This window comes from Wolbachia endosymbiont of Nilaparvata lugens (genome assembly GCF_007115045.1).
GTDB lineage: Bacteria > Pseudomonadota > Alphaproteobacteria > Rickettsiales > Anaplasmataceae > Wolbachia.
Genome location: NZ_MUIY01000001.1, coordinates 120,603 through 139,811, shown reverse-complemented (window position 1 = coordinate 139,811; position 19,209 = coordinate 120,603). Strand labels below are relative to the sequence as shown.

Sequence of the window (19,209 nt, the reverse complement as noted above, 5' to 3'; positions counted from 1 at the left end):
ATTTACACAACTTTGTGCAGTATCCTGTCAAATCTTAGGGCAACAGGTAATCTAAGGTTAAATGGTAACCAATCAACTTTGCCTAATTTAAATGATAAACCAACCATGTTCACGCGTCCAATTATATTTTCCGCTGGTATGAACCCAATTTCAGGAAATCTACTATCAAAAGAATTATTTCTATTGTCTCCCATCACAAAAAATTGATCATCAGGTACATAATAAACTGGAGTGTTATGTGATAGCTTATTGGATGCATTGTCTATTAAAATCTCATGTTCCTTACCGCTCGGAAGTGTTTCTATGTATCTTGTTATATCACGCTTTGACTCATAATCAAAAAAACTTTCAATTTGCCGCCACTCTACTTTTTGATCATTTAGGTACAATTCTCCCTCTATCATTTGCACTTTATCGCCAGGTATTCCTATTACCCGCTTAACAAATCTAATGCTATCATTTCTTGTAGGTTTGAAAACTATTACATCACCACGCTCTGGAGGGGTATAAAAGATTCTACCGCTAAAGATGTTTGGAGAAAATGGAAAAGAGTGTTTACTATAACCATATGAATATTTACTAGTAAAAATATAATCTCCCTCAAGTAGAGTGCTTTTCATTGAACCAGAAGGAATATGAAATGGCTCAAATAAGAGACTGCGTATTGATAGAGCAATCAGCAGCAAAAAAAACAGTGAAGATAAAAACTTTCTCGTTCTTGCTATCCGGTTCTCTCTCAACTCTTTCAATTTTATTTTCTTTATAAATTTAAACTTATCATAACACATAAAAGTGGTAATGTGAAATTTTACTCATAAGTGTTATTGTTCTTTTTCGAAAGTCGAAATAAGTTCTCAAGTAATTGACAATGATTGACAAACAATAGACATCATTTGTTATGCAATATTGTATAAATCACAATGCTAGTTTTACTGAAAATTATACTATTTTAGATATAATTATAATATTTAAACTTAAGGTATAGGGATGAACCCTACAATTAGAAAGGTTTTTTGTATTCTACTTATAGTATTATTTATTTCTTTTTCTCATGTTGGAAGTGCTGCTAACTCTAATGACGATACAACTGCTCAAGTAATATGTAATATTATTGGCTACGTTTGGGGAATAGGTCATAAGTGTTGAAAGTAGTATCAGAAAAGTATAAAGAACTGTTATTGCAAGAAAATGGAGGCAATAATGGATCAAATAGAAAGAGTACTAAATTTAATAAAAGATGAGGATTTAGAAAGGCTAGGAAAATTAAGTGAAGTAGATAAATGTAATACTAAATTGTTGGGCAAGATTATATTTAAAGGTCTAATGAAGTTAATATTAATGGGGCAAAAAACAAGCTTAAGAGCGCTAGAAATGGTAATAAACAGGTGTATAATGGATAAGAATAGCGATAAAAGTACAGTAACATACAGTGGTTTGTCAAAAAGGTTAAAAGTTATAAATCCAGAATATTTTAAGGGAGTATATATTGATTTGATGAGCAAGATTAAAAAGCTATTACCCCAAAAAACATCAAATAATTTACATAAGTTTGATTCGACAATCATAAATTTATCGGGATATCTCATAAAAGATGGGCTAAAAATAGGCGGTAAAAGTAACGACAGTCAAGTTAAAGTGAGTGTAGGATTAAAGGATCAATTGCCGACAAGTATAAGATTTTGTAAAGGACAAGAAGAAATTAGTGAAGATATAGCATTAGTGAGAGCCATTAATGAAGCTAAAGTTGAAAAAGAGGATATTTTATTATTTGATAGAGGAATCAGAAAAGTTGGAACTTTTGCCGAATTTGATGAAAAGGAGTACAAATTTATCACAAGAGTTAAAGTAGGAAGAAAACATGATGTTATAAGCAGGAACAAAGTTATAGGAGAACAAAAATCGGATGGATCAGAGATTTTAGAAGATATAATAGTTAATCTTTATCGTGCACGAGGTAAAGTAGCAGAAAAGCATGACCTACGTTTAATAAAAATTCGAAATAAGGCAGGAGATGAAATATGGTTTTTAACCAACTTGCTTGAAATGTTAGCTTATGAAGTAACAGAGCTATATAGGCGCAGGTGGGACATAGAGGTATTCTTTAAATTTATAAAGCAAAATCTTGGATATAAGCACTTTTTAAGCCATACTATGAATGGCATGAAGGTGTATATTTACATGATTATTATTACGGCTTTGTTATTTCTTGTTTATAAAATCAAAAATAATCTACACGGATTCAAAATAGCACTATTACAATTCACATTGGATCTTAATGATTCTTTTATACGTTCAATTGTTTTACTATCAGGAGGGAATTTACATGCCGTCAATCACCTTGTATCACTCCACTTATAGCACTTTCAACACTTATGGGGAATAGGTGGACCGCTTATGACCGTAGTGATAATAGGAGCAGCTTTACTTGCAATATTTGGTAGAATGCCGTGGCCTGCTCTTTTCGCCCTCGGTGTATTTTGCGCTGTGTTTTTTGGCGCTAAAACTATTGTCATAAAAGTAATGGGTGGTATAAACTCTACAAATGCCTCTTTTATGGAAGAATGTGGAACGGGAGATAAAAAAAAGAGTCAATAGGGCTATTTCTTTCTAAAGCAGACTTGGTGCACAGCTTCAACTATATCTTCCACTTGTGGTAATGCTTTCTTTTCTAGGTTTGCAGCATAAGGTAAGGGGACATCCTTGCCGGTTACCCGTACAACCGGAGCGTCAAGGTAGTCAAATCCTTGCTCCATAACCATGGCTGAGAGTTCTGCTCCTATTCCTGCAAATGGCCAACCCTCTTCTATGCTTACTAATCTATTGGTCTTCTTAATAGAGTTAATAACTGTTTCAGTGTCAAGTGGTCTTAAGGTTCTGAGGTCGATAACTTCAGCTTCTATTCCTTCACTAGAGAGTAAATCTGCTGCATTTAACGCATCCATTAGTTTCAATGAAAAAGCAGTGATAGTTACATCCTTTCCTTCCCGTATAACAGCAGCTTTGCCTATCTCAAGTAGATAATCTTTATTTGATAGCTCAGAATCAGGAATCTCATGTTCATGCCCATAAGCGATCTCGTTTTCTAGAAATATTACTGGATTAGGATCACGAATTGCAGCTTTAAGCAGACCTCTGCAATCAGAGGCAAAGTAAGGTGCTATTACTTTCAAACCTGGAACATGCGAATACCAGGATGCAAAGCACTGAGAATGTTGTGCGGCAACTCTTGCTGCAGCTCCATTTGGTCCACGAAACACTATAGGGCATCCAAGTTGTCCACCTGACATATAATTTGTTTTTGTTGCGGAATTCACAATTTGGTCAATAGCTTGCATAGAAAAATTAAAAGTCATAAACTCAACAATAGGTTTGAGCCCAGCAAACGCTGCTCCAACAGCAAGACCAGCAAATCCATGTTCGGTAATAGGTGTATCAACTACCCTATTTTCTCCGAACTCTTTCAGTAATCCTTTTGTTACTTTATAAGCACCATCATACTCTGCAACTTCTTCACCCATGATAAATACATCAGGGTCATTTTGCATTTCTTCTCTGATCGCTGTGCACAAAGCTTCCCTTACACTTAAGTTTGCCATCTGTAAACCTGTAGATTTCAACTGAAATAACTATATCAAAATTACCAGGAAGCGCAAAAGTTAAGTTTTACAAACATCATGTTGCATTGAGCATTGAATACTTACTTCTTTTAATTCAGTAGGTTTCGTTGATATTACATATGTAACTCCACCGACTATCAATGAAGACATCACAGAAGTTGCAATCATCAATAGAATTGGTAATTGGAAGGCTATACTAAAGGCAACACCTACTGTCAACATGATTGCAAAGTTTACAGAAGCAATTTTTAAGAAAGACAGTTGTGCTTTTTCTGTTTTTTCTAGTAATACTTTATTTGCTTTGGTTTTGCTTAATTCACTATTAAGTGTTGTATTCTCGTTTTCCATATCTTTTATTTTTTGCTTTAGTGATTGATTCTCTTCACTGAGTTTATCAAATATTTCTAACCGAGTCTCATGTCCAGCTAAGTCACTCTTTAACTTTTCTAGTTCTTTCTCAACATGTTTTAATTCTTTACCTGGCTTTTCTAACTTCCGAATTTGTCTATCTTGCAGCTGAATTTGAGGTTGCAGACTTTCTAAAATTTGGTCATCAACTTCATTAGCTGTTCCGTCGTGATTTATTTCGGAGCAGAAAGAAGTATCAAATGTAGCCTCAGACTCTAGAACGCTGTCGTCACTACTAACGCTTTCACCAATAGGAGTCTGTTTACCACTACATGTAACACTTCCTCTTTGCGGTGACTCAAATTTTTCTACAATATTCTTAACACCAGCATGTAAGTATTGCTCACTTACTATATTGTCACTACTTCCACACGTAATGGGAGCCTGTTCACTACTACGTATGGTATTGTATTGTTTCACAGAATTTATAACATCTGCTGATATATCAGTTTTTTTCTTATGCTTTACATAAAAATTTTCTTCTGCTTCCTCTAACATTTGTAATATTGCTTCCTTATTTTCTGTATTGCCTACCACCTCTCTTGGAGTCTTATTTTTGCTTTTTAATGAAGGATTCACTCGATCATCACTTAGTAGTTGTTTTACCATGCTTTCATGTCCACAAGAAGTGGCAATATGCAAAGCAGTTAGCCCATCATTTTTAGAACCATCTTTTACTCGAGCGTTAACACTTGCTTTCTTTTTTAGTAAAAGTTCCACTATTAACATATTGTTGCATGCTGTAGCAAGATGTAACAACGTCCAATCTTCTGCAGCTTCTTCTGAAATTTTTATACTAAATTGATGTTCTTTACTAAAATTTTTACTAAACTTGTTGTACTCTCCTGCATCTTTTCCTTTTAACTCATTCTTTATTTTTTCAAGTAAATTATCTTCATCCAAATCGCTACTTTCACTTACCTCATTTATTATTTCAAAAAACTTCTCCTTCTCTATTGCCATAACCTTTCCCTCTAAATTTATTTTTATCGCTGCATAATCTCACAAAAAAGTTAAATTTATCAAAATTCTATATTTTATATAAAATAAAATTTCTTGTTTCCAAAAATTGGTAAGCATGTTTTTGATGAGATTGTAGAAAACATACTTTTATGACACCATTTGTTGTACGAACTAACTTGGCGAAAACAGATGTTTATATAGTTGTATGGCAAAATGTTTTGCACTAGTTGTGCTACTTCGTTTTCCGTAATAGTTGAAAAAATTAGTAGAAAGTTGTTGTAAGTTTATGTATTTTGAGGCTGTAATGGTTAAAGGTACATGAAGTATGATCAGAGTTAAAGGTGCAAGAGAGCATAATTTGCAGGGTATTGATGTCAATATACCAAAAAATAAGTTAGTTGTTATAACTGGACTAAGTGGTTCTGGTAAGTCTAGCCTCGCATTCGATACGATTTATGCAGAAGGCCAACGCCGATACGTCGAAAGTCTATCGGCTTATGCACGTCAATTTCTTAATATTCAAGATAAACCAGATGTTGAGTCAATCACAGGCCTCTCTCCTGCAATATCAATTAATCAAAAGTCGATCTCAAAAAATCCAAGATCAACTGTTGGAACCGTTACTGAAATTTACGATTATGTACGTTTGATATATGCACGAGTAGGAATACCTTATTCGCCTGTAACTGGGTTGCCAATAACGAAACAGGCTGTATCTCAAATTGTAGATACTATTATAGCATTACCTTTAGAAACTAAAATATATATACTTGCTCCTATTGTGCGTGGCAGAAAAGGAGAGCACTTCAAAGAGATATTGGAAATTAAAAAGCAGGGTTACGTGAGACTAAAAATAGATGGTGAAACATACAATATAGATGACTTGCCTAAACTCGATAAAAACAAGAAACATGATATTTTTGTTATTGCAGATAGAATCTCCATATCAGATGATATAGGAAATCGACTACCAAGCAGTGTAGAATCAGCATTGAGGCTGGGCCATGGCTTAATGTATGCAGAAATAGTGAACTTACCTGATAACCACAATTCCGAGTATAAAAATGGTCAAACTTTAACTTTCTCAGAGAATTTTGCATGTCCTGAGTCTGGCTTTACTCTTGAAGAAATAGAGCCAAGATTGTTTTCTTTCAACAGCCCCTATGGTGCGTGCAGTTCATGTAATGGGCTCGGTAAGAAAATAAGTGTTGATGCAAACCTGATAGTGCCAGATGAAACGCTCTCAATATCTGAGGGTGCTTTAAAGCCAGTAGGTCAAATGCATGCAAATTCTGGATCTCTAAGAAATGTAATTCTATCACTGGCTGAAAATTGCAAATTTAGCCTTGATATTCCGTGGAAAAATATAGATCAAGAAGTGAAGGATTTGATACTCTTTGGCTCTAGAGAACTAAAATTTCAAGGCTTGGTCAGTATCCTAGAACACCAGATGGATTATAATGAAGCACTTATTGAGAAATATTGCTCTATCATGCACTGCAAGGAATGTACTGGCTATAGATTGAGAAAAGAAGCACTTACAGTGAAAATTGATGAAAAACATATAGGTGAAATATCAGAGCTCAGCATCGATGAATCCCTTAAGTGGTTTGAAAATTTGCCAGACAACCTCACAGAACAACATAAGCAAATTTCAAATAAAATATTAAACGAAATAATCAAAAGGCTGACATTTTTAAAGAATGTAGGGCTAAATTACCTTACACTTGACCGTGAATCTAGCACTCTCTCTGGTGGTGAAAGCCAGAGGATCAGGCTTGCTTCGCAAATTGGCTCTGGTTTAACAGGAGTGCTATATGTGCTTGACGAACCCTCAATTGGCCTTCATCAATGTGATAATGATCGATTAATTGCCACACTTAAAAATCTGAGAGACATGGGTAATACTGTGATTGTTGTTGAACATGATGAAGACACAATAATGGCTGCTGATTATGTGATTGATATTGGTCCTGGAGCTGGTGTAAACGGAGGAAAAGTTGTTGCAGAAGGAACACCAGATCAGGTACAAAAAAATTCAGAGAGCATAACAGGACAGTATTTAAGTGGAAAGAAGGAAATTTCAATTTCAAAAAGAAGAAAGCAAGCAACTCAGTTCATAAAGGTAGTTAACGCGTGTGAGAACAACTTAAAAAATATAAATGTTGAATTTCCTATAGGTAATCTCATTTGTGTTACTGGAATATCAGGAGGAGGAAAATCAAGTTTAGTGATAGAAACACTATATAAATATTCAGCACAGAAGATAAATCATTCATCTGTAAAGCATGGCCGATGCGACAAGATAGAAGGCCTTGAGTATATAGATAAAATTATAGAAGTTGATCAATCGCCAATTGGTAGGACCCCAGCATCAAATCCAGCAACATATGTTGGTATGTTTACTCACATCAGAAATTGGTTTGCAGGTCTTCCAGAATCGAAAGCTAGGGGATATAATGTAGGCCGATTTTCATTTAATACCAAGGGAGGAAGATGTGAAGCTTGTAAAGGTGATGGGCATTTAAAGATCGAGATGCATTTCCTACCGGATGTTTATGTGAAATGTGAGCAATGTAGAGGACAGAGGTATAACCGAGAAACATTGGAAGTTACTTACAAGGTAAAATCAATCTCTGATGTACTTGATATGACAATAGATCAAGCATGTGATTTTTTTGCAGATCTTCCAATGATAAAGGAAAAGTTGATTTCTTTACAAGAAGTAGGGCTTGGCTATATAACGCTTGGACAGTCGTCAACAACTTTATCCGGTGGTGAAGCACAACGAATAAAGCTGTCTAAGGAACTATCAAAGCGATTTACCGGAAAAACATTGTATATTCTCGATGAGCCAACAACTGGGTTACATTTTGAAGATGTAAATAATTTACTGAAAATACTCCATAGGCTAGTTGATTTAGGAAATACTGTTATAGTTATTGAGCACAATTTACATGTTATAAAAACTGCGGATCACATAATAGATATTGGTCCAGAGGGTGGAGTAAAAGGTGGCAAAGTGGTTGCTGTAGGAACTCCAGAAAAAGTTGCACAGACTCCAGAAAGCGTTACAGGCAAGTATCTTAAAACATATTTATTGGATCAAGTATCGACTATTTCTTAATAATTAGGTTATGAGGAGTATTTTAAAAGGTATACCTAACATATTTAATTCATGAATCTTCTCTTACTAAAAAAAGCTACAGATCTCATATTTCCAAACGTATGCGTAAGTTGTGAACGTATAATTGATAAAAGTTATGATTTATGTAGTGAATGCAATAAAAAAATCAATTTTTTAACTAAGCATTACTGTAATGTTTGTGGTGTAGTAATTCCAGATAACATTTATACATGTGGTAAGTGCATCAGCAATCCTCCACCATTTAAAGTATTAAGATCAGTTTTTGCCTACGATGAACATAGCAAAAATATGATTATAAATTTTAAATTTTTTGATAACTTAAATTATGTGAAAGTCTATGCAAAGTGGATGTACAAAACTAACAAAGACATATTTCAAAATGCAGAGGTCATAATTCCCATACCGCTACATAAAATACGCTTATTTAAACGTAAATATAATCAAGCAGCATTGCTCGCGAAGGAATTAAGTAAGTTATCTAATTTATCTTATACACCATTTGCAATAAAACGTATTCGTCACACTGTACCTCAAGCTGGTCTTTCACTTAAGCGGCGTGAAAAAAATTTAAAAAAGGCTTTTAAAATAAGCAACAGCGAAATCATCAAAAACAAAATCGTGATATTGGTTGATGATGTAGTAACAACTGGCGCAACTGCAAAGTCTTGCTCTCAGGAAATTTTAAACTCTGGTGCAAGAGAAGTAAGAGTGCTATCGCTTGCAAGAACTGTATGAAAATCAGCTTTAAGGTACAACGTTTCATTTTTAGTAAAGGTTTAGTGTAATCTTTACAAATTCCTCTCAAAAAATCCAGTTATAGTGTATGCTGGGTCTATAATTATAGCTCTTTTTCTAATAGTTCGAATAGCTGGATATTCTTTCTGGCTCAATTTTTTATAGCAAACCAATTATGCTCAATTTTGTTAAAATCTGGAGAATATGGAGGCAGATATATAACTTCAGCACCGACATTTTTTTATTTCTGGATTATATTAGAAATCGATATTGTACAGTCAACATAAATTTTTTACTTCCGTGTTTTTTCTGTTGTTGTTTATAATGACTATAGTTACATCACATATTTCTTCCAATTAAATGTATCAGTTATTTATTGTAAATTACTGACTTTTTCAATGGATTCTTTTTCTAAATAATTTCCAAAAATGTGTTTACTTTTGTTTGTAATTGTGTAGTAACTGCAACGTAAAGTTATAGGAGGTAAAGATGGATTTTGAAAATCTGAAAAAAATATTAAGTGCAATTGATAAAGATGCAAGTGTAAATAAAGATAACGTAATTAATAAAATAAAAGAGGTATTACAAAGGGAAGCTACGATAGCGTATCAAGAGTGGGAAAGTAAAAATTTTAATGTAAATCATATATTTACCCAAAGTAATCCTGATGCTAAATTTACATTGTTAATTGCAGCTGCAGCAGGTGGCTGTAAGGATTTGGTAAATGTTTTATTAGGTAGCCATGCGGATGTTCATGTAGAAGATGAAAATAGAGAGACTGCCTTGCATCATGCCGTTTATAGTAGATGTGTAGGTGTAGTAAATGCTCTACTAAAAAAAGGTGCGGATGTTAATGTAAAAGACAGAAGTGGTAGTACTCCTTTGCATTATGCTACTATATATAAATTCATAGATGTAGTAAATGTTCTACTAAAAAGAGGTGCAGATATTAATGTAAAAGATGAAAATGGTAATACTCCTTTGCATTATGCTACTTTAAGTAACTATGTAGAGGTAGTAGATGCTCTGTTAGCTGAAGGTGCAAGTGTTCATGTAAAAGATAGAAATGGTAGTACTCCTTTGCATTATGCTGCTAAAAATGGCTATTTAGAGATAGTAGATGCTCTACTAGACAGAGGTGCAGATGTTTATGAAAAAGATAGTTTGCAGAAAACTCCTTTGTATTATGCCATTATAAATCACCAAGAAGATACGGTAGAGAGTATAAAAGGGTTTTTAAAAAATAAAGTAGTTCAAGGTAGTGTAGTTGTTGGTGGCTTAGTTGCCATGTTAGGGAATTTTGTAACATCGACGCTTTTTATAACCGAGACAATGGAAATTACATTAACGTCTGTTATGGTAGCAATAGCTGTATCTGCATCAACAGCATTAACATCTGGTTATGCTAAATATCTAATGTCAAAATTCGATAACGAAATAAAAGAAATAAAAGAGCGACAAGACGTAATGGAAGGGAGGCAAAGCTTAACAGAAGGGTGGCAAAATGTAGGTCTACAAAGCATACGTATACATAATGCTCTTTTGTAAATTTTTACTTCCGCACTTCTTTAGTGTTGCTTATAATAACTATAGATTTAGATCTTAATTAGAGGCTTTAATTACCTACTTTAAGTTATTGAATTTCTTATCATAGCATCTATCATTCCAGTACCCTGGAATGATAGAAAAAGAACACTGAATTAAAAATACAACATACCATCTTATATCTTAATACTGCATAATACCTCGATCATAGATTGATTAAGGATGCCTTAAGTTAGTCTTGCTTTACTATGAAAAGCTTGTACTCTTTAAATGTATTATTTATAAATTAACTGTTTATAAGCTAAAATATGTCTAGTAGAGCTAATATACCTTTTTTTATAGCTGGTGCTATTGCTTCTCTTACATTAATTACATCTGGAGTTTTTGCTGTAGCTCCTTACGTTGCATTTTTATCTTCAGTTGCAGCTTTAAATATAGCTCCCCCTGTTATTTTTATTTTATTTGCGCTTTCTGCAGTAGTAATTGTGTTTTCATATAAAATGATTAAACAAAGTAAAAAATCTCAAGAAAACTCGAAAGCTGAAGTCAAAGAGCTAAATAAAGAGTCAAGTAAAGAAGAAAATAAGCTGACTCCAATTAAAGAAGAATTAGAAGATGGAAAGGATAAAGAAAATAAATACGGGTTTAGTGGTCTAGAAGAAAAAGTTCATAGAATTTCAGAGAATTTTGTAACGAAAGATGAAGTGAATGGGTTAAAAAAAGAGGTTAGTGATCTTTCTGCAAGGTTAATTAATAGTCCTACAACAAAAAATGAAGTAGAAGCAAAGCTGAATATGGAATTTTACGCAAAAGGTGAAGCAAGAGGATGGAATACAACATTTGATAATATTATATTACCAAGTGACATAAAAGAAAAGTTGAGAGGAATTTGTGAGTCAAAAAGCGGAGGATATCTCTTGTACGGTCCACCAGGAACTGGTAAGACTAGTATTAGTAAGGCAATTGCAAATCAAACTAAATCTCTGTTTGCGTTTATGTCTGTTTCTGCGTCTTGCTTGTCTAGTCAAAGGAATATAGATCAAGTTTTTGAGAAAGCAGAGACAAATAGTCCTTGTATGATTTTTATAGATGAGATTGACGGAGTTGGTAAAAAGCGAACTGTTCATGAGGATGCAGGGCCTTTAACTTATTTACTCACTAAATTGGATAAAGAGTTTTTATCCTCAAAAAATATAACGGTAGTTGCTGCAACTAATCATAAGAATCATTTAGATCCTGCGCTTATTAGGGGTGGTCGTTTGGAGTGTATTGAGGTTCCTGGGCTGGATAAAGACGATACACGTCAAAAAATATTACAAGAACGGCTCGAAAAATTAAAAGATAGCGATATGAAAATTCTTGTACAGGCTAGTAAGGGATTCTCAATGGCAAATCTGATTTGCTTAATCGATAAAATAAGCGAAACTACAGAAAAGGAAGGCGAAATAAAATATCTTCGCACTTTCTGTAAAAATTTCAAGAAGAAGCATAACATAAAAGATGAGCCAGATAAGAAACATAGTAACGGGAAAACTAAAAACAAGTATATAAGGCTATCATCTGGAAGCTTATCTAGAAGTTCATCAGTAAGCTCTTCATTGAGTGATGTATCTTCTCGAGGAAGTAATCGGCAAATTGAGGAATAAGGAGAATTACTACATAGTCTGGCCATGCAAGTGACACAAATGTCATTCCAGTGCTTGACAATAGTTTTTATCCAGAAGGGTCATTGAACTTCTAAAAGGGTGTCATTCCAGTATCACAGTACACAGCTATTATCTATCAGAAGGATGTCATTCCAGTGCCCAGACACTGGGATCCAGGAGTTTTATTAAACTTGCAAGTATAAAAGTAGCTGCTTTATGTTGAAATACAACGTTTTTGATAATGATAGAAAAATGGATCCCAGTGTCAAGCACTGGGATGACAGGAAAAGGAGGCACTGGCATCCCTTTTCATGGACGCCAATGTCAGCTACTTGCATGACACCATTCAAATCATGTCATTCCAGTGCTTGACACTGGAATCTATATTTTTCATGTAGGCCAGTGTCAGCTACTGACATTTGCTAACTCAACAATTCAAAACAATCTATCAAAAAGGAGAATATTATGTCTACAATAATTTTATCATCAATTTTAGGTCAAGCAGGTAGTATCTTTGGTCCAATTGGCCAAATTATCGGCTCAGAGCTCGGGGCTCTGCTTGGTGCACAGCTTGATAGTGCAATGTTTAGTCTTGATGCTGAGCAAAAGATAACGCATGGGGCGAGGCTGAAAAATCTGCAAGTTCAAACCTCAACTTATGGCAAAGCAATTCCAATTATCTATGGCACTGCTCGCATTGCTGGAAACATTATTTGGTCACAGCCAATAAAAGAGGAGGCGATAACCACTCAAAATAAAACAGGAAGAGGTATAAATATTACATATAACTACTATGCAACACTCGCAATTGCAATTTGCAAGGGGAAAGTGGAAAAATTAAATAGAATCTGGGGGGGTACAAAATCGCTTAGCTTTGACCAAATAGATTATACTTTTTACCACGGTAGAGAAGACCAAAACCCTGATCCGTTTATGTTATCAATCGAAGGTGAGAAGAATGTACCAGCTTATAGAGGAATATCTTACATAGTCATCAAAAATTTCCCTTTGGCAGACTATAGTAATCGTGTTCCGGTGTTTACATTTGAAGTGCAAACTGCACTGAAGCTCAGTGGATTCTCAGTAGCAGAAAACATTAAAAATATCAATATCATACCAGGTTCAGGGGAGTTTGTGTATGATACGAAAATACAGAAGAAAATTGCACGAGAAAAAATAAGCAGTAGTCAATATATTCCCTATGGACCGGTACAAAGAGTAAATCACAATAATCACACAAAAAAGAGCGATGCTATGCTTTCTTTGGACCAATTGAAGGAAAGTTTACCAAATGTTGAATGGGCATCGGTAGTGGTTAATTGGTTTGCGAGCAGTTTGAATATCAAAGATTGTAAAATATATCCTGCAGTTGAATTTCAAGACGATTCTGCTATAGTGCCTGATGATTGGCAAGTAGGAAATATAACCAGGGATAATGCCCAGCTCATTTCAAAAGATAATCATGGAAATCCAAGATATGGTGGTACAGTTAGCGATGCAGCACTAATAAGATATATAGAAGAGCTGCATAGCAGAGGTTATAAGGTGATGCTCTATCCAATGCTCTTGCTTGACACAAAAAACAAAGAGTGGCGGGGAAAATTGAGCGGGCCTCCTGAAGATATAAGTGATTTTTTTGAGAATCAGTATAGTAAATTCATAGAGCATTACACGAGCATTGCCAAACAAACTAAAGTGGAAGGGTTTATCATCGGGTCTGAATTTGCGCAGCTTACCAGAGTAAAAGATGTAGAGGGTAACTATCCTGCAGTAGCAGAGCTAGTTAAAGTTGCAAAGCAAGTAAAGCTTCAGCTTGGAAAAGAAGTAAACGTAACTTACGCTGCCGATTGGAGTGAGTATCATTCATATGATGGTTGGTATAATATGGATGAACTATGGTCTTCACAGTTCATCGATGTTATTGGCATAGATGCTTACTTTCCACTCACCGATGGCGAAGAACCTCCTTTTGGCTATTCCGCGGAAGATGTAATCTATGGTTGGAGCAGCGGAGTAGGGTATGATTATTTTTACGATTACTCAAAGAGTGAGCCTGAGAAAGTAAAGTATAACGACAGCATGTATGCGTGGAAAAATATTGAGAAATGGTGGAGTGAAGTTCATGTAAATCCAGGTGGTAGTAAAACAAAATGGCAGCCAAAAATGAAGAAAATATGGTTTACCGAATATGGATTTCCCAGTATGAACGGCTGCACTAATGAGCCCAATGTGTTTGTTGATAAAGGTAGTATAGAGAGTAAATATCCACGATACTCAAACGGAGAGGTGAGCTTTCTTTCGCAGAAAACTGCAATCGAAGGAACATTAAAAAAGTGGCAAAGCTCAGAAATGGTGGAGAAAATGTTCCTCTGGGCGTGGGATGCAAGGCCATTTCCTTATTTCCCCAATTTATGTGACATGTGGGCTGACTGCCATAACTGGCAGACCGGGCACTGGATTCAGGGAAAAATTTCACAACTTAATGTTTCCGATGTTTTGTCTGATCTGTTGCAAAAGGTAGGTCTCAAAGGCGATCAGTTTGATACAAGTGATGTTAAAGGATTACTATCTGGGTATGTAATAAATGATCAGCAACCCGTACGCTCAATTATTAAAATGCTGCGAAGGTGCTATTTTTTTGATGTGGTTGAACAGAACTCAAAACTGAAATTTATTCAAAAGGGCAGGGGAGTGAAAACTGAAATACCAATTGGCGAGATGGTTACCAATAACGTTGCAAAACTTGTTAATATTAGTCAGCTAGATTTAAATAGTAAAGTCAATGTTGTCTGTTTTAACCGCAATTTTGGCTATCCAATTGATGTGAAATATGCTGAACTGCCAAAGCAGGGCAATGCTGCAACAGTTCCAATACCTCTCATTATGGAGGAAGGGGAGGCGCAAAATATAGCTGAAGTTTTACTTTATTCTTCGTGGCAAGAGAGAAATGTATACAACTTTAAGCTCCCGATAAAATATGCATGGCTTTTACCAAGTGATGTCATAGCAATTTCAGATGGCGAGAAAAGACATACGATGAGAATTATCAAAACAAAGTTTGAAAGCATGTCCATTCAAGTAATGGGAGTTGGTTATGATCCCTCTATATACAAGCTCTCCTTTCCTTCAACAAGATCACTTATGCTTAAAGAATACCCTCCTTCTCGCGTCAGTAAATCTATCGTGGAAATGATAGATTTACGGCATATTAAAGGTAATATTGCAAGTTTTACTTTAATTAGTGAAGAGGAAGGTTGGAAAGGAGCAACGCTTTTTATTTCGTATGATGATAAAGATTATAAGCCTATCGCAAGTGCAAATATACAATCTACTTACGGATATGTAATCGAATTTACCGATGAGGGAATTACAGTAGTGCTACGTTTTGGTTTATTGAGTTCTTCATATAACACAACTTATCACGGTGTCATTCCAGCGTGTGACGCTGGAATCTATGGATCCCAGTGCCCAGACACTGGGATGACAAAAGAGGGTTTTTCAAGCACTAATACTAGTACTATAAATGCAGGCAATTTAGCTTTAATAGGAAAAGAGATAATAAAATTCCAAAATGCTGAGCTTATAGGTAAAAACAAATATAAGCTTAGTGACCTAATTAGAGGCCAAGAGGGCACTAAGAAGTATGAACACACCACAGGTGAAAAATTCGTTCTGCTTGATGATTCAATAATTTCTTTTGAAGTGCAAAAGGGAAAAAAGCTTTATCTCAAAGCAGTCACTTATGGTGATTCATTAGATAATACGGAGACAAAAGTTCTTACAGTTGACAATTAACGCAGTATATGTTAATATTATATACATATAAAGTAATTATAAAGCTTATTATATCAAGAAAAATAGTTAATGTATTGAAATCTAAAGTAAAAGAGCTCAAATATGCTGATTTAGGAGCTAAAGGATTAAGCTCAAGTGGTTGGTATGACATTTACTCTGGCAATGTAACATATAAAGATCTCAATAGATGCAGTGATATCACTATTAATGGACAAAAAGTAACTAATGAGTTTATTAGAGAACTATACTCAAAGCATGAAAGCCTCCTTATAAGAGATGAAAATGAGGGAAACAACGATTGTACATTTCTGAAAGCAGTTTTTACAGAAATGTTTGAACACGCTGGTGCAATAGTTCCAAATGATTTGATTATTGAGGAGTTAATAACTAATTATAATCAGGCAGGATATCCTGGCTTTTTTAGACTTTATTATAATGAAGCACTACTCCCTTGTGATTTGCTAGCATCCTGCTCTGAAAGGATAAGTATTCATATGGAGTGTAATGACCCTAATCACCTTAGATGCTTTTCCAATAAGGTAGATATAGGATTATTACTTTTTTCAGAAGCAATTCAATTGCCATATAATTTATGTAGCTCAGTAGAGTTTGAAATGAAATATAAAAATGGAAATGTGACATATGAAGGTGGTAAAGTGTTGCTTACAATCCCTAAAGAGTTAGAAGATTACAAAGCTGGTGATGACAGTCTGCTCGATAAGCTTACTGATATTATTAATAAGATTGTTGAGTATTTGAAAAAGCTCTACGAGAAATTGGGCCTTAAGTTTGATACAAGGATAGAGTATGATTCTGAGCATAATATAAAAATGGAGCATAGCCTTGGTAAACCACTGAAGGTGATAGATAAGCCAGATATATCTACTTTTTTTCTTGAATATCGAGAGCAAGTTCGTGCTTTTATGGAAAAATATGGAGGGAAAGATTTAAACAATCTTAGCGCCGAACCACTGGGGGTAACCAGTATATCTACCGTCAATGGCTCACAGTTCAAAAAGTAGTGAACTATTTTCTTTTTTTCGAAGTGCAACCAGGGTTACCTAAAAGCAGTCACCTACATACGAAAGCGAAAATTGTAAACTAGGAGAGAAGGACTTCATAAATGAGGTCTTACCAGCAGGAACTTGTTTTTCATTAAAAAATCCACTATTCTATTAATATAGCAATATAGAGAGGTTAAATTATGAATAATAGTATAAATGAATTATCAAATGAAGCACCAATAATACTAACATGGGTGCCAAGAGTATATGGTGCATCTCTACCTGATGGTAAGAACAGCGAACTTAATTACTTAGATATAATCAAAAATCATAAATCAAAAAACAAAGAGGAGAGGGACATATATCTGGTTATAAATGGTCCTGGATTTGAAGAAAATCAAATAGATTATTTAAAATGTAAACTGAAAAAATTTGAAGGAGTACATGTTATAGACTTGCATCAATATGACTGGAGTGAAATAGACACAGGATGGAAAATAGATGGTAAAGACATTAGCATAAAGGATTTCTTTAAGAATATGTATAATATGTCAGAGGAGCAAAGAGCATATTTTGCTGTTGAAATAGATACCTTTAGATTGATTGCTCTGTCACTCTTAAAGCAGTTTACGGAACATGAGGGTGGAATATATATAGATTTTGATTCTTTAAAAGCCCTTGACAAGCATATAGGGAAGGATATAACAATCCCTGAGGGGATATTGTTGGGATCAATTACTGCACATGTTAATCAAGAGACCGGAAAAATTATTAAAACGGATTTAAATAATGATCTGATTGCAGTAAGTTGTCCACATATAGCGATTAATATTTTATCTCAATATAAAAGCGCAATACTGAGTCAAGAAAAAATGTGCTATGAGTTAGCAGAGCGTTTATCTAATTTTGTGAAAAAAGAAAAACTACGGTTTTTTGCTATTTATAAAGGGTTGGGAGAGAAACAGCTGTTAGATGATGAAGCGAAGAAAAAAGGGAAGAGTGTTATAGAGGAATTAGATAAGATAGAGCACAAAATAGTTGATCTAAGAAATGGTAAGATCAGAGAACTATATGAGCCGCTAGTGTGTCATTATTCTAGGTATCGTGAAATAGGTTTAAATTTAGGTCAATTTTATACCGTAGAAGTAGTCCGTAATGGATTAATCGGTCAAGACGAAAGCAAAATAGGGTTATTTTTTTTTGAAAAGAACAATGGCAATTACGTTTGTACAATAAATGGTGACCTATCTTGGGTTAGAGGAGCAAACTTATACCATAAACAGGTAAAAAGTGAGTTAGAAAAAGTACAAGTAGATCAGATGGAATTGGAAAATCTATCGTTAGAGTAATCAAGTGTAAACCGGAAAGTAACTCAGGTTACAGTTGATAGTCTATATTATTAAAAAGTTAGTAATTATATGTGTATTATAGTATAAGAGCTATTAATAGTATATATGTCAAAAAAAATGATTAATGAGTTGAAAGCTAAGGTGAAGGAGAGAGGATATGCTGATTTGAAGTCTACAGAAAGTTCTGATTATAGAACATATAAGGATTTGGATATGGACTTCAATAGTGAATATGAATTTGCTTGTGATCTTGTTATTAATGGGAAGGCAATAACTAAGGATTTCATTAAAATTTGTATTTAAAACATAAAGATCTAATTCCAAAGGACAAAAAAGGGAGTTATCGTCTATTTCTTAAGCTAATCTTCACAGAAGTATTTGTATACGCCGGTGCAGCAGTTCCAAATGACTCTATTATGGAAGAATTGATAACTTATTATAACAGGTCTGGGTACAAGCAATTCTTTTCTTCTCAAAGTCAAGCACTTCGTTCTTTTGGATTGTGCATGTATTCATTCCACTATTTAATTCCTTCTTACAGAGAAAGGACCTATATAAGTTGTGAAGATCCAAATTGTCTGAAGTTCAGTTTTAGTGTAAACGATGGCATATATAACGATAATGGGGGGTTGATATGTGATTTACGCAATTCAGTGGAATTTAAACTCAAATGCGAAGGTGAAAATGTGACATATGAAGAAGGTAAGGTGTCTCTTACTATTCCTAAGGAGCTGAAAAACTACAAAGCAAATGATAAGAATTTGTTTGACGTTATTATTGAATATTTTCAGAAATTTTGCGAAAAATTTGGATTTCACTTTGAGACAAAAATTGAGCATATTCTGGATAAGCCACTTGGAGTATTAAGTGATATAAATACATTCCAAGATAAGAATCTAAACTTGAAGGATTTAAAATAAGATATTGAAATCTCTGCTTTTTTTAATAAGGTGAGTATAATAAAAAGTAAATCAAGTTTTACAGAAAACCTTTACTTAT

The 19,209-nt window shown here is 34.3% G+C and carries 11 protein-coding genes and 4 pseudogenes; 11 read left to right on the top strand and 4 right to left on the bottom strand.

Annotated features, from left to right (window positions below; all coding sequences use genetic code 11):
• Positions 1–2: 2 nt before the first annotated feature.
• Positions 3–788: a signal peptidase I gene (gene lepB / locus BWZ41_RS00635; RefSeq protein WP_143689063.1), complete on the bottom strand. Its 786-nt coding sequence runs from the start codon at positions 786–788 to the stop codon at positions 3–5.
• 199 nt (positions 789–987) lie between these two features.
• On the opposite strand from lepB, the pseudogene BWZ41_RS07515 reads away from it, so the two are divergent.
• From BWZ41_RS07515 to BWZ41_RS00625, 3 genes and pseudogenes are all read left to right on the top strand, one after another.
• Positions 988–1,134, top strand: a pseudogene (locus BWZ41_RS07515) (TrbC/VirB2 family protein); the annotation flags it as partial.
• A gap of 66 nt (positions 1,135–1,200) precedes the next feature.
• The gene (locus BWZ41_RS00630; protein ID WP_158619486.1) at positions 1,201–2,358 is read left to right on the top strand and encodes an IS4 family transposase; all 1,158 of its coding nucleotides are present in this window, start codon (positions 1,201–1,203) and stop codon (positions 2,356–2,358) included.
• Positions 2,359–2,367: 9 nt separating this feature from the next.
• Positions 2,368–2,595, top strand: a pseudogene (locus BWZ41_RS00625) (TrbC/VirB2 family protein); the annotation flags it as partial.
• Positions 2,596–2,597: 2 nt separating this feature from the next.
• Here BWZ41_RS00625 and BWZ41_RS00620 read toward each other — a convergent pair.
• Both BWZ41_RS00620 and BWZ41_RS00615 read right to left on the bottom strand, forming a co-directional pair.
• Positions 2,598–3,596, bottom strand: coding sequence for a pyruvate dehydrogenase complex E1 component subunit beta (locus tag BWZ41_RS00620; RefSeq protein WP_143689062.1), 999 nt, complete (start codon positions 3,594–3,596; stop codon positions 2,598–2,600).
• Between the two features lie 60 nt (positions 3,597–3,656).
• A complete protein-coding gene (locus tag BWZ41_RS00615) occupies positions 3,657–4,988 on the bottom strand; it encodes an ankyrin repeat domain-containing protein (RefSeq protein ID WP_143689061.1) in 1,332 nt (443 codons plus the stop codon).
• 325 nt (positions 4,989–5,313) lie between these two features.
• On the opposite strand from BWZ41_RS00615, the gene uvrA reads away from it, so the two are divergent.
• The gene (uvrA, locus tag BWZ41_RS00610; protein ID WP_143689060.1) at positions 5,314–8,115 is read left to right on the top strand and encodes an excinuclease ABC subunit UvrA; all 2,802 of its coding nucleotides are present in this window, start codon (positions 5,314–5,316) and stop codon (positions 8,113–8,115) included.
• A 51-nt stretch (positions 8,116–8,166) separates the two neighbouring features.
• Positions 8,167–8,871, top strand: coding sequence for a ComF family protein (locus BWZ41_RS00605; RefSeq protein WP_143689059.1), 705 nt, complete (start codon positions 8,167–8,169; stop codon positions 8,869–8,871).
• A 154-nt stretch (positions 8,872–9,025) separates the two neighbouring features.
• Here the strand turns inward: BWZ41_RS00605 and BWZ41_RS00600 are convergent.
• A pseudogene (locus tag BWZ41_RS00600) lies at positions 9,026–9,112 on the bottom strand (transposase); the annotation flags it as partial.
• A gap of 248 nt (positions 9,113–9,360) precedes the next feature.
• Between BWZ41_RS00600 and BWZ41_RS00595 the strand changes: the two are divergent.
• The 6 genes and pseudogenes from BWZ41_RS00595 to BWZ41_RS08370 all read left to right on the top strand — a co-directional run bounded on the left by BWZ41_RS00595 (position 9,361) and on the right by BWZ41_RS08370 (position 19,130).
• Positions 9,361–10,419, top strand: a complete 1,059-nt coding sequence (locus tag BWZ41_RS00595; protein WP_143689058.1) for an ankyrin repeat domain-containing protein — start codon at positions 9,361–9,363, stop codon at positions 10,417–10,419.
• A 305-nt stretch (positions 10,420–10,724) separates the two neighbouring features.
• The gene (locus BWZ41_RS00590) at positions 10,725–12,062 is read left to right on the top strand and encodes an AAA family ATPase (RefSeq protein ID WP_143689057.1); all 1,338 of its coding nucleotides are present in this window, start codon (positions 10,725–10,727) and stop codon (positions 12,060–12,062) included.
• 465 nt (positions 12,063–12,527) lie between these two features.
• On the top strand, positions 12,528–15,857 hold the full coding sequence (locus BWZ41_RS00585) for a glycoside hydrolase/phage tail family protein (RefSeq protein ID WP_143689056.1): 3,330 nt from the start codon (positions 12,528–12,530) through the stop codon (positions 15,855–15,857).
• A gap of 8 nt (positions 15,858–15,865) precedes the next feature.
• The gene (locus BWZ41_RS00580; protein ID WP_241653829.1) at positions 15,866–16,879 is read left to right on the top strand and encodes a hypothetical protein; all 1,014 of its coding nucleotides are present in this window, start codon (positions 15,866–15,868) and stop codon (positions 16,877–16,879) included.
• Between the two features lie 182 nt (positions 16,880–17,061).
• Positions 17,062–18,210, top strand: a complete 1,149-nt coding sequence (locus BWZ41_RS00575; protein ID WP_143689055.1) for a hypothetical protein — start codon at positions 17,062–17,064, stop codon at positions 18,208–18,210.
• Between the two features lie 105 nt (positions 18,211–18,315).
• Positions 18,316–19,130 (top strand): annotated as a pseudogene (locus BWZ41_RS08370) (hypothetical protein).
• Positions 19,131–19,209: the final 79 nt, after the last annotated feature.

What these genes read in the sequence shown, in the direction of transcription:
- lepB (WP_143689063.1), bottom strand. Translation starts at nt 788, where the DNA reads ATGTGTTATGATAAGTTTAAATTTATAAAGAAAATAAAATTGAAAGAG.
- BWZ41_RS00630 (WP_158619486.1), top strand. Translation starts at nt 1,201, where the DNA reads ATGGATCAAATAGAAAGAGTACTAAATTTAATAAAAGATGAGGATTTA.
- BWZ41_RS00620 (WP_143689062.1), bottom strand. Translation starts at nt 3,596, where the DNA reads ATGGCAAACTTAAGTGTAAGGGAAGCTTTGTGCACAGCGATCAGAGAA.
- BWZ41_RS00615 (WP_143689061.1), bottom strand. Translation starts at nt 4,988, where the DNA reads ATGGCAATAGAGAAGGAGAAGTTTTTTGAAATAATAAATGAGGTAAGT.
- uvrA (WP_143689060.1), top strand. Translation starts at nt 5,314, where the DNA reads ATGATCAGAGTTAAAGGTGCAAGAGAGCATAATTTGCAGGGTATTGAT.
- BWZ41_RS00605 (WP_143689059.1), top strand. Translation starts at nt 8,167, where the DNA reads ATGAATCTTCTCTTACTAAAAAAAGCTACAGATCTCATATTTCCAAAC.
- BWZ41_RS00595 (WP_143689058.1), top strand. Translation starts at nt 9,361, where the DNA reads ATGGATTTTGAAAATCTGAAAAAAATATTAAGTGCAATTGATAAAGAT.
- BWZ41_RS00590 (WP_143689057.1), top strand. Translation starts at nt 10,725, where the DNA reads ATGTCTAGTAGAGCTAATATACCTTTTTTTATAGCTGGTGCTATTGCT.
- BWZ41_RS00585 (WP_143689056.1), top strand. Translation starts at nt 12,528, where the DNA reads ATGTCTACAATAATTTTATCATCAATTTTAGGTCAAGCAGGTAGTATC.
- BWZ41_RS00580 (WP_241653829.1), top strand. Translation starts at nt 15,866, where the DNA reads ATGTTAATATTATATACATATAAAGTAATTATAAAGCTTATTATATCA.
- BWZ41_RS00575 (WP_143689055.1), top strand. Translation starts at nt 17,062, where the DNA reads ATGAATAATAGTATAAATGAATTATCAAATGAAGCACCAATAATACTA.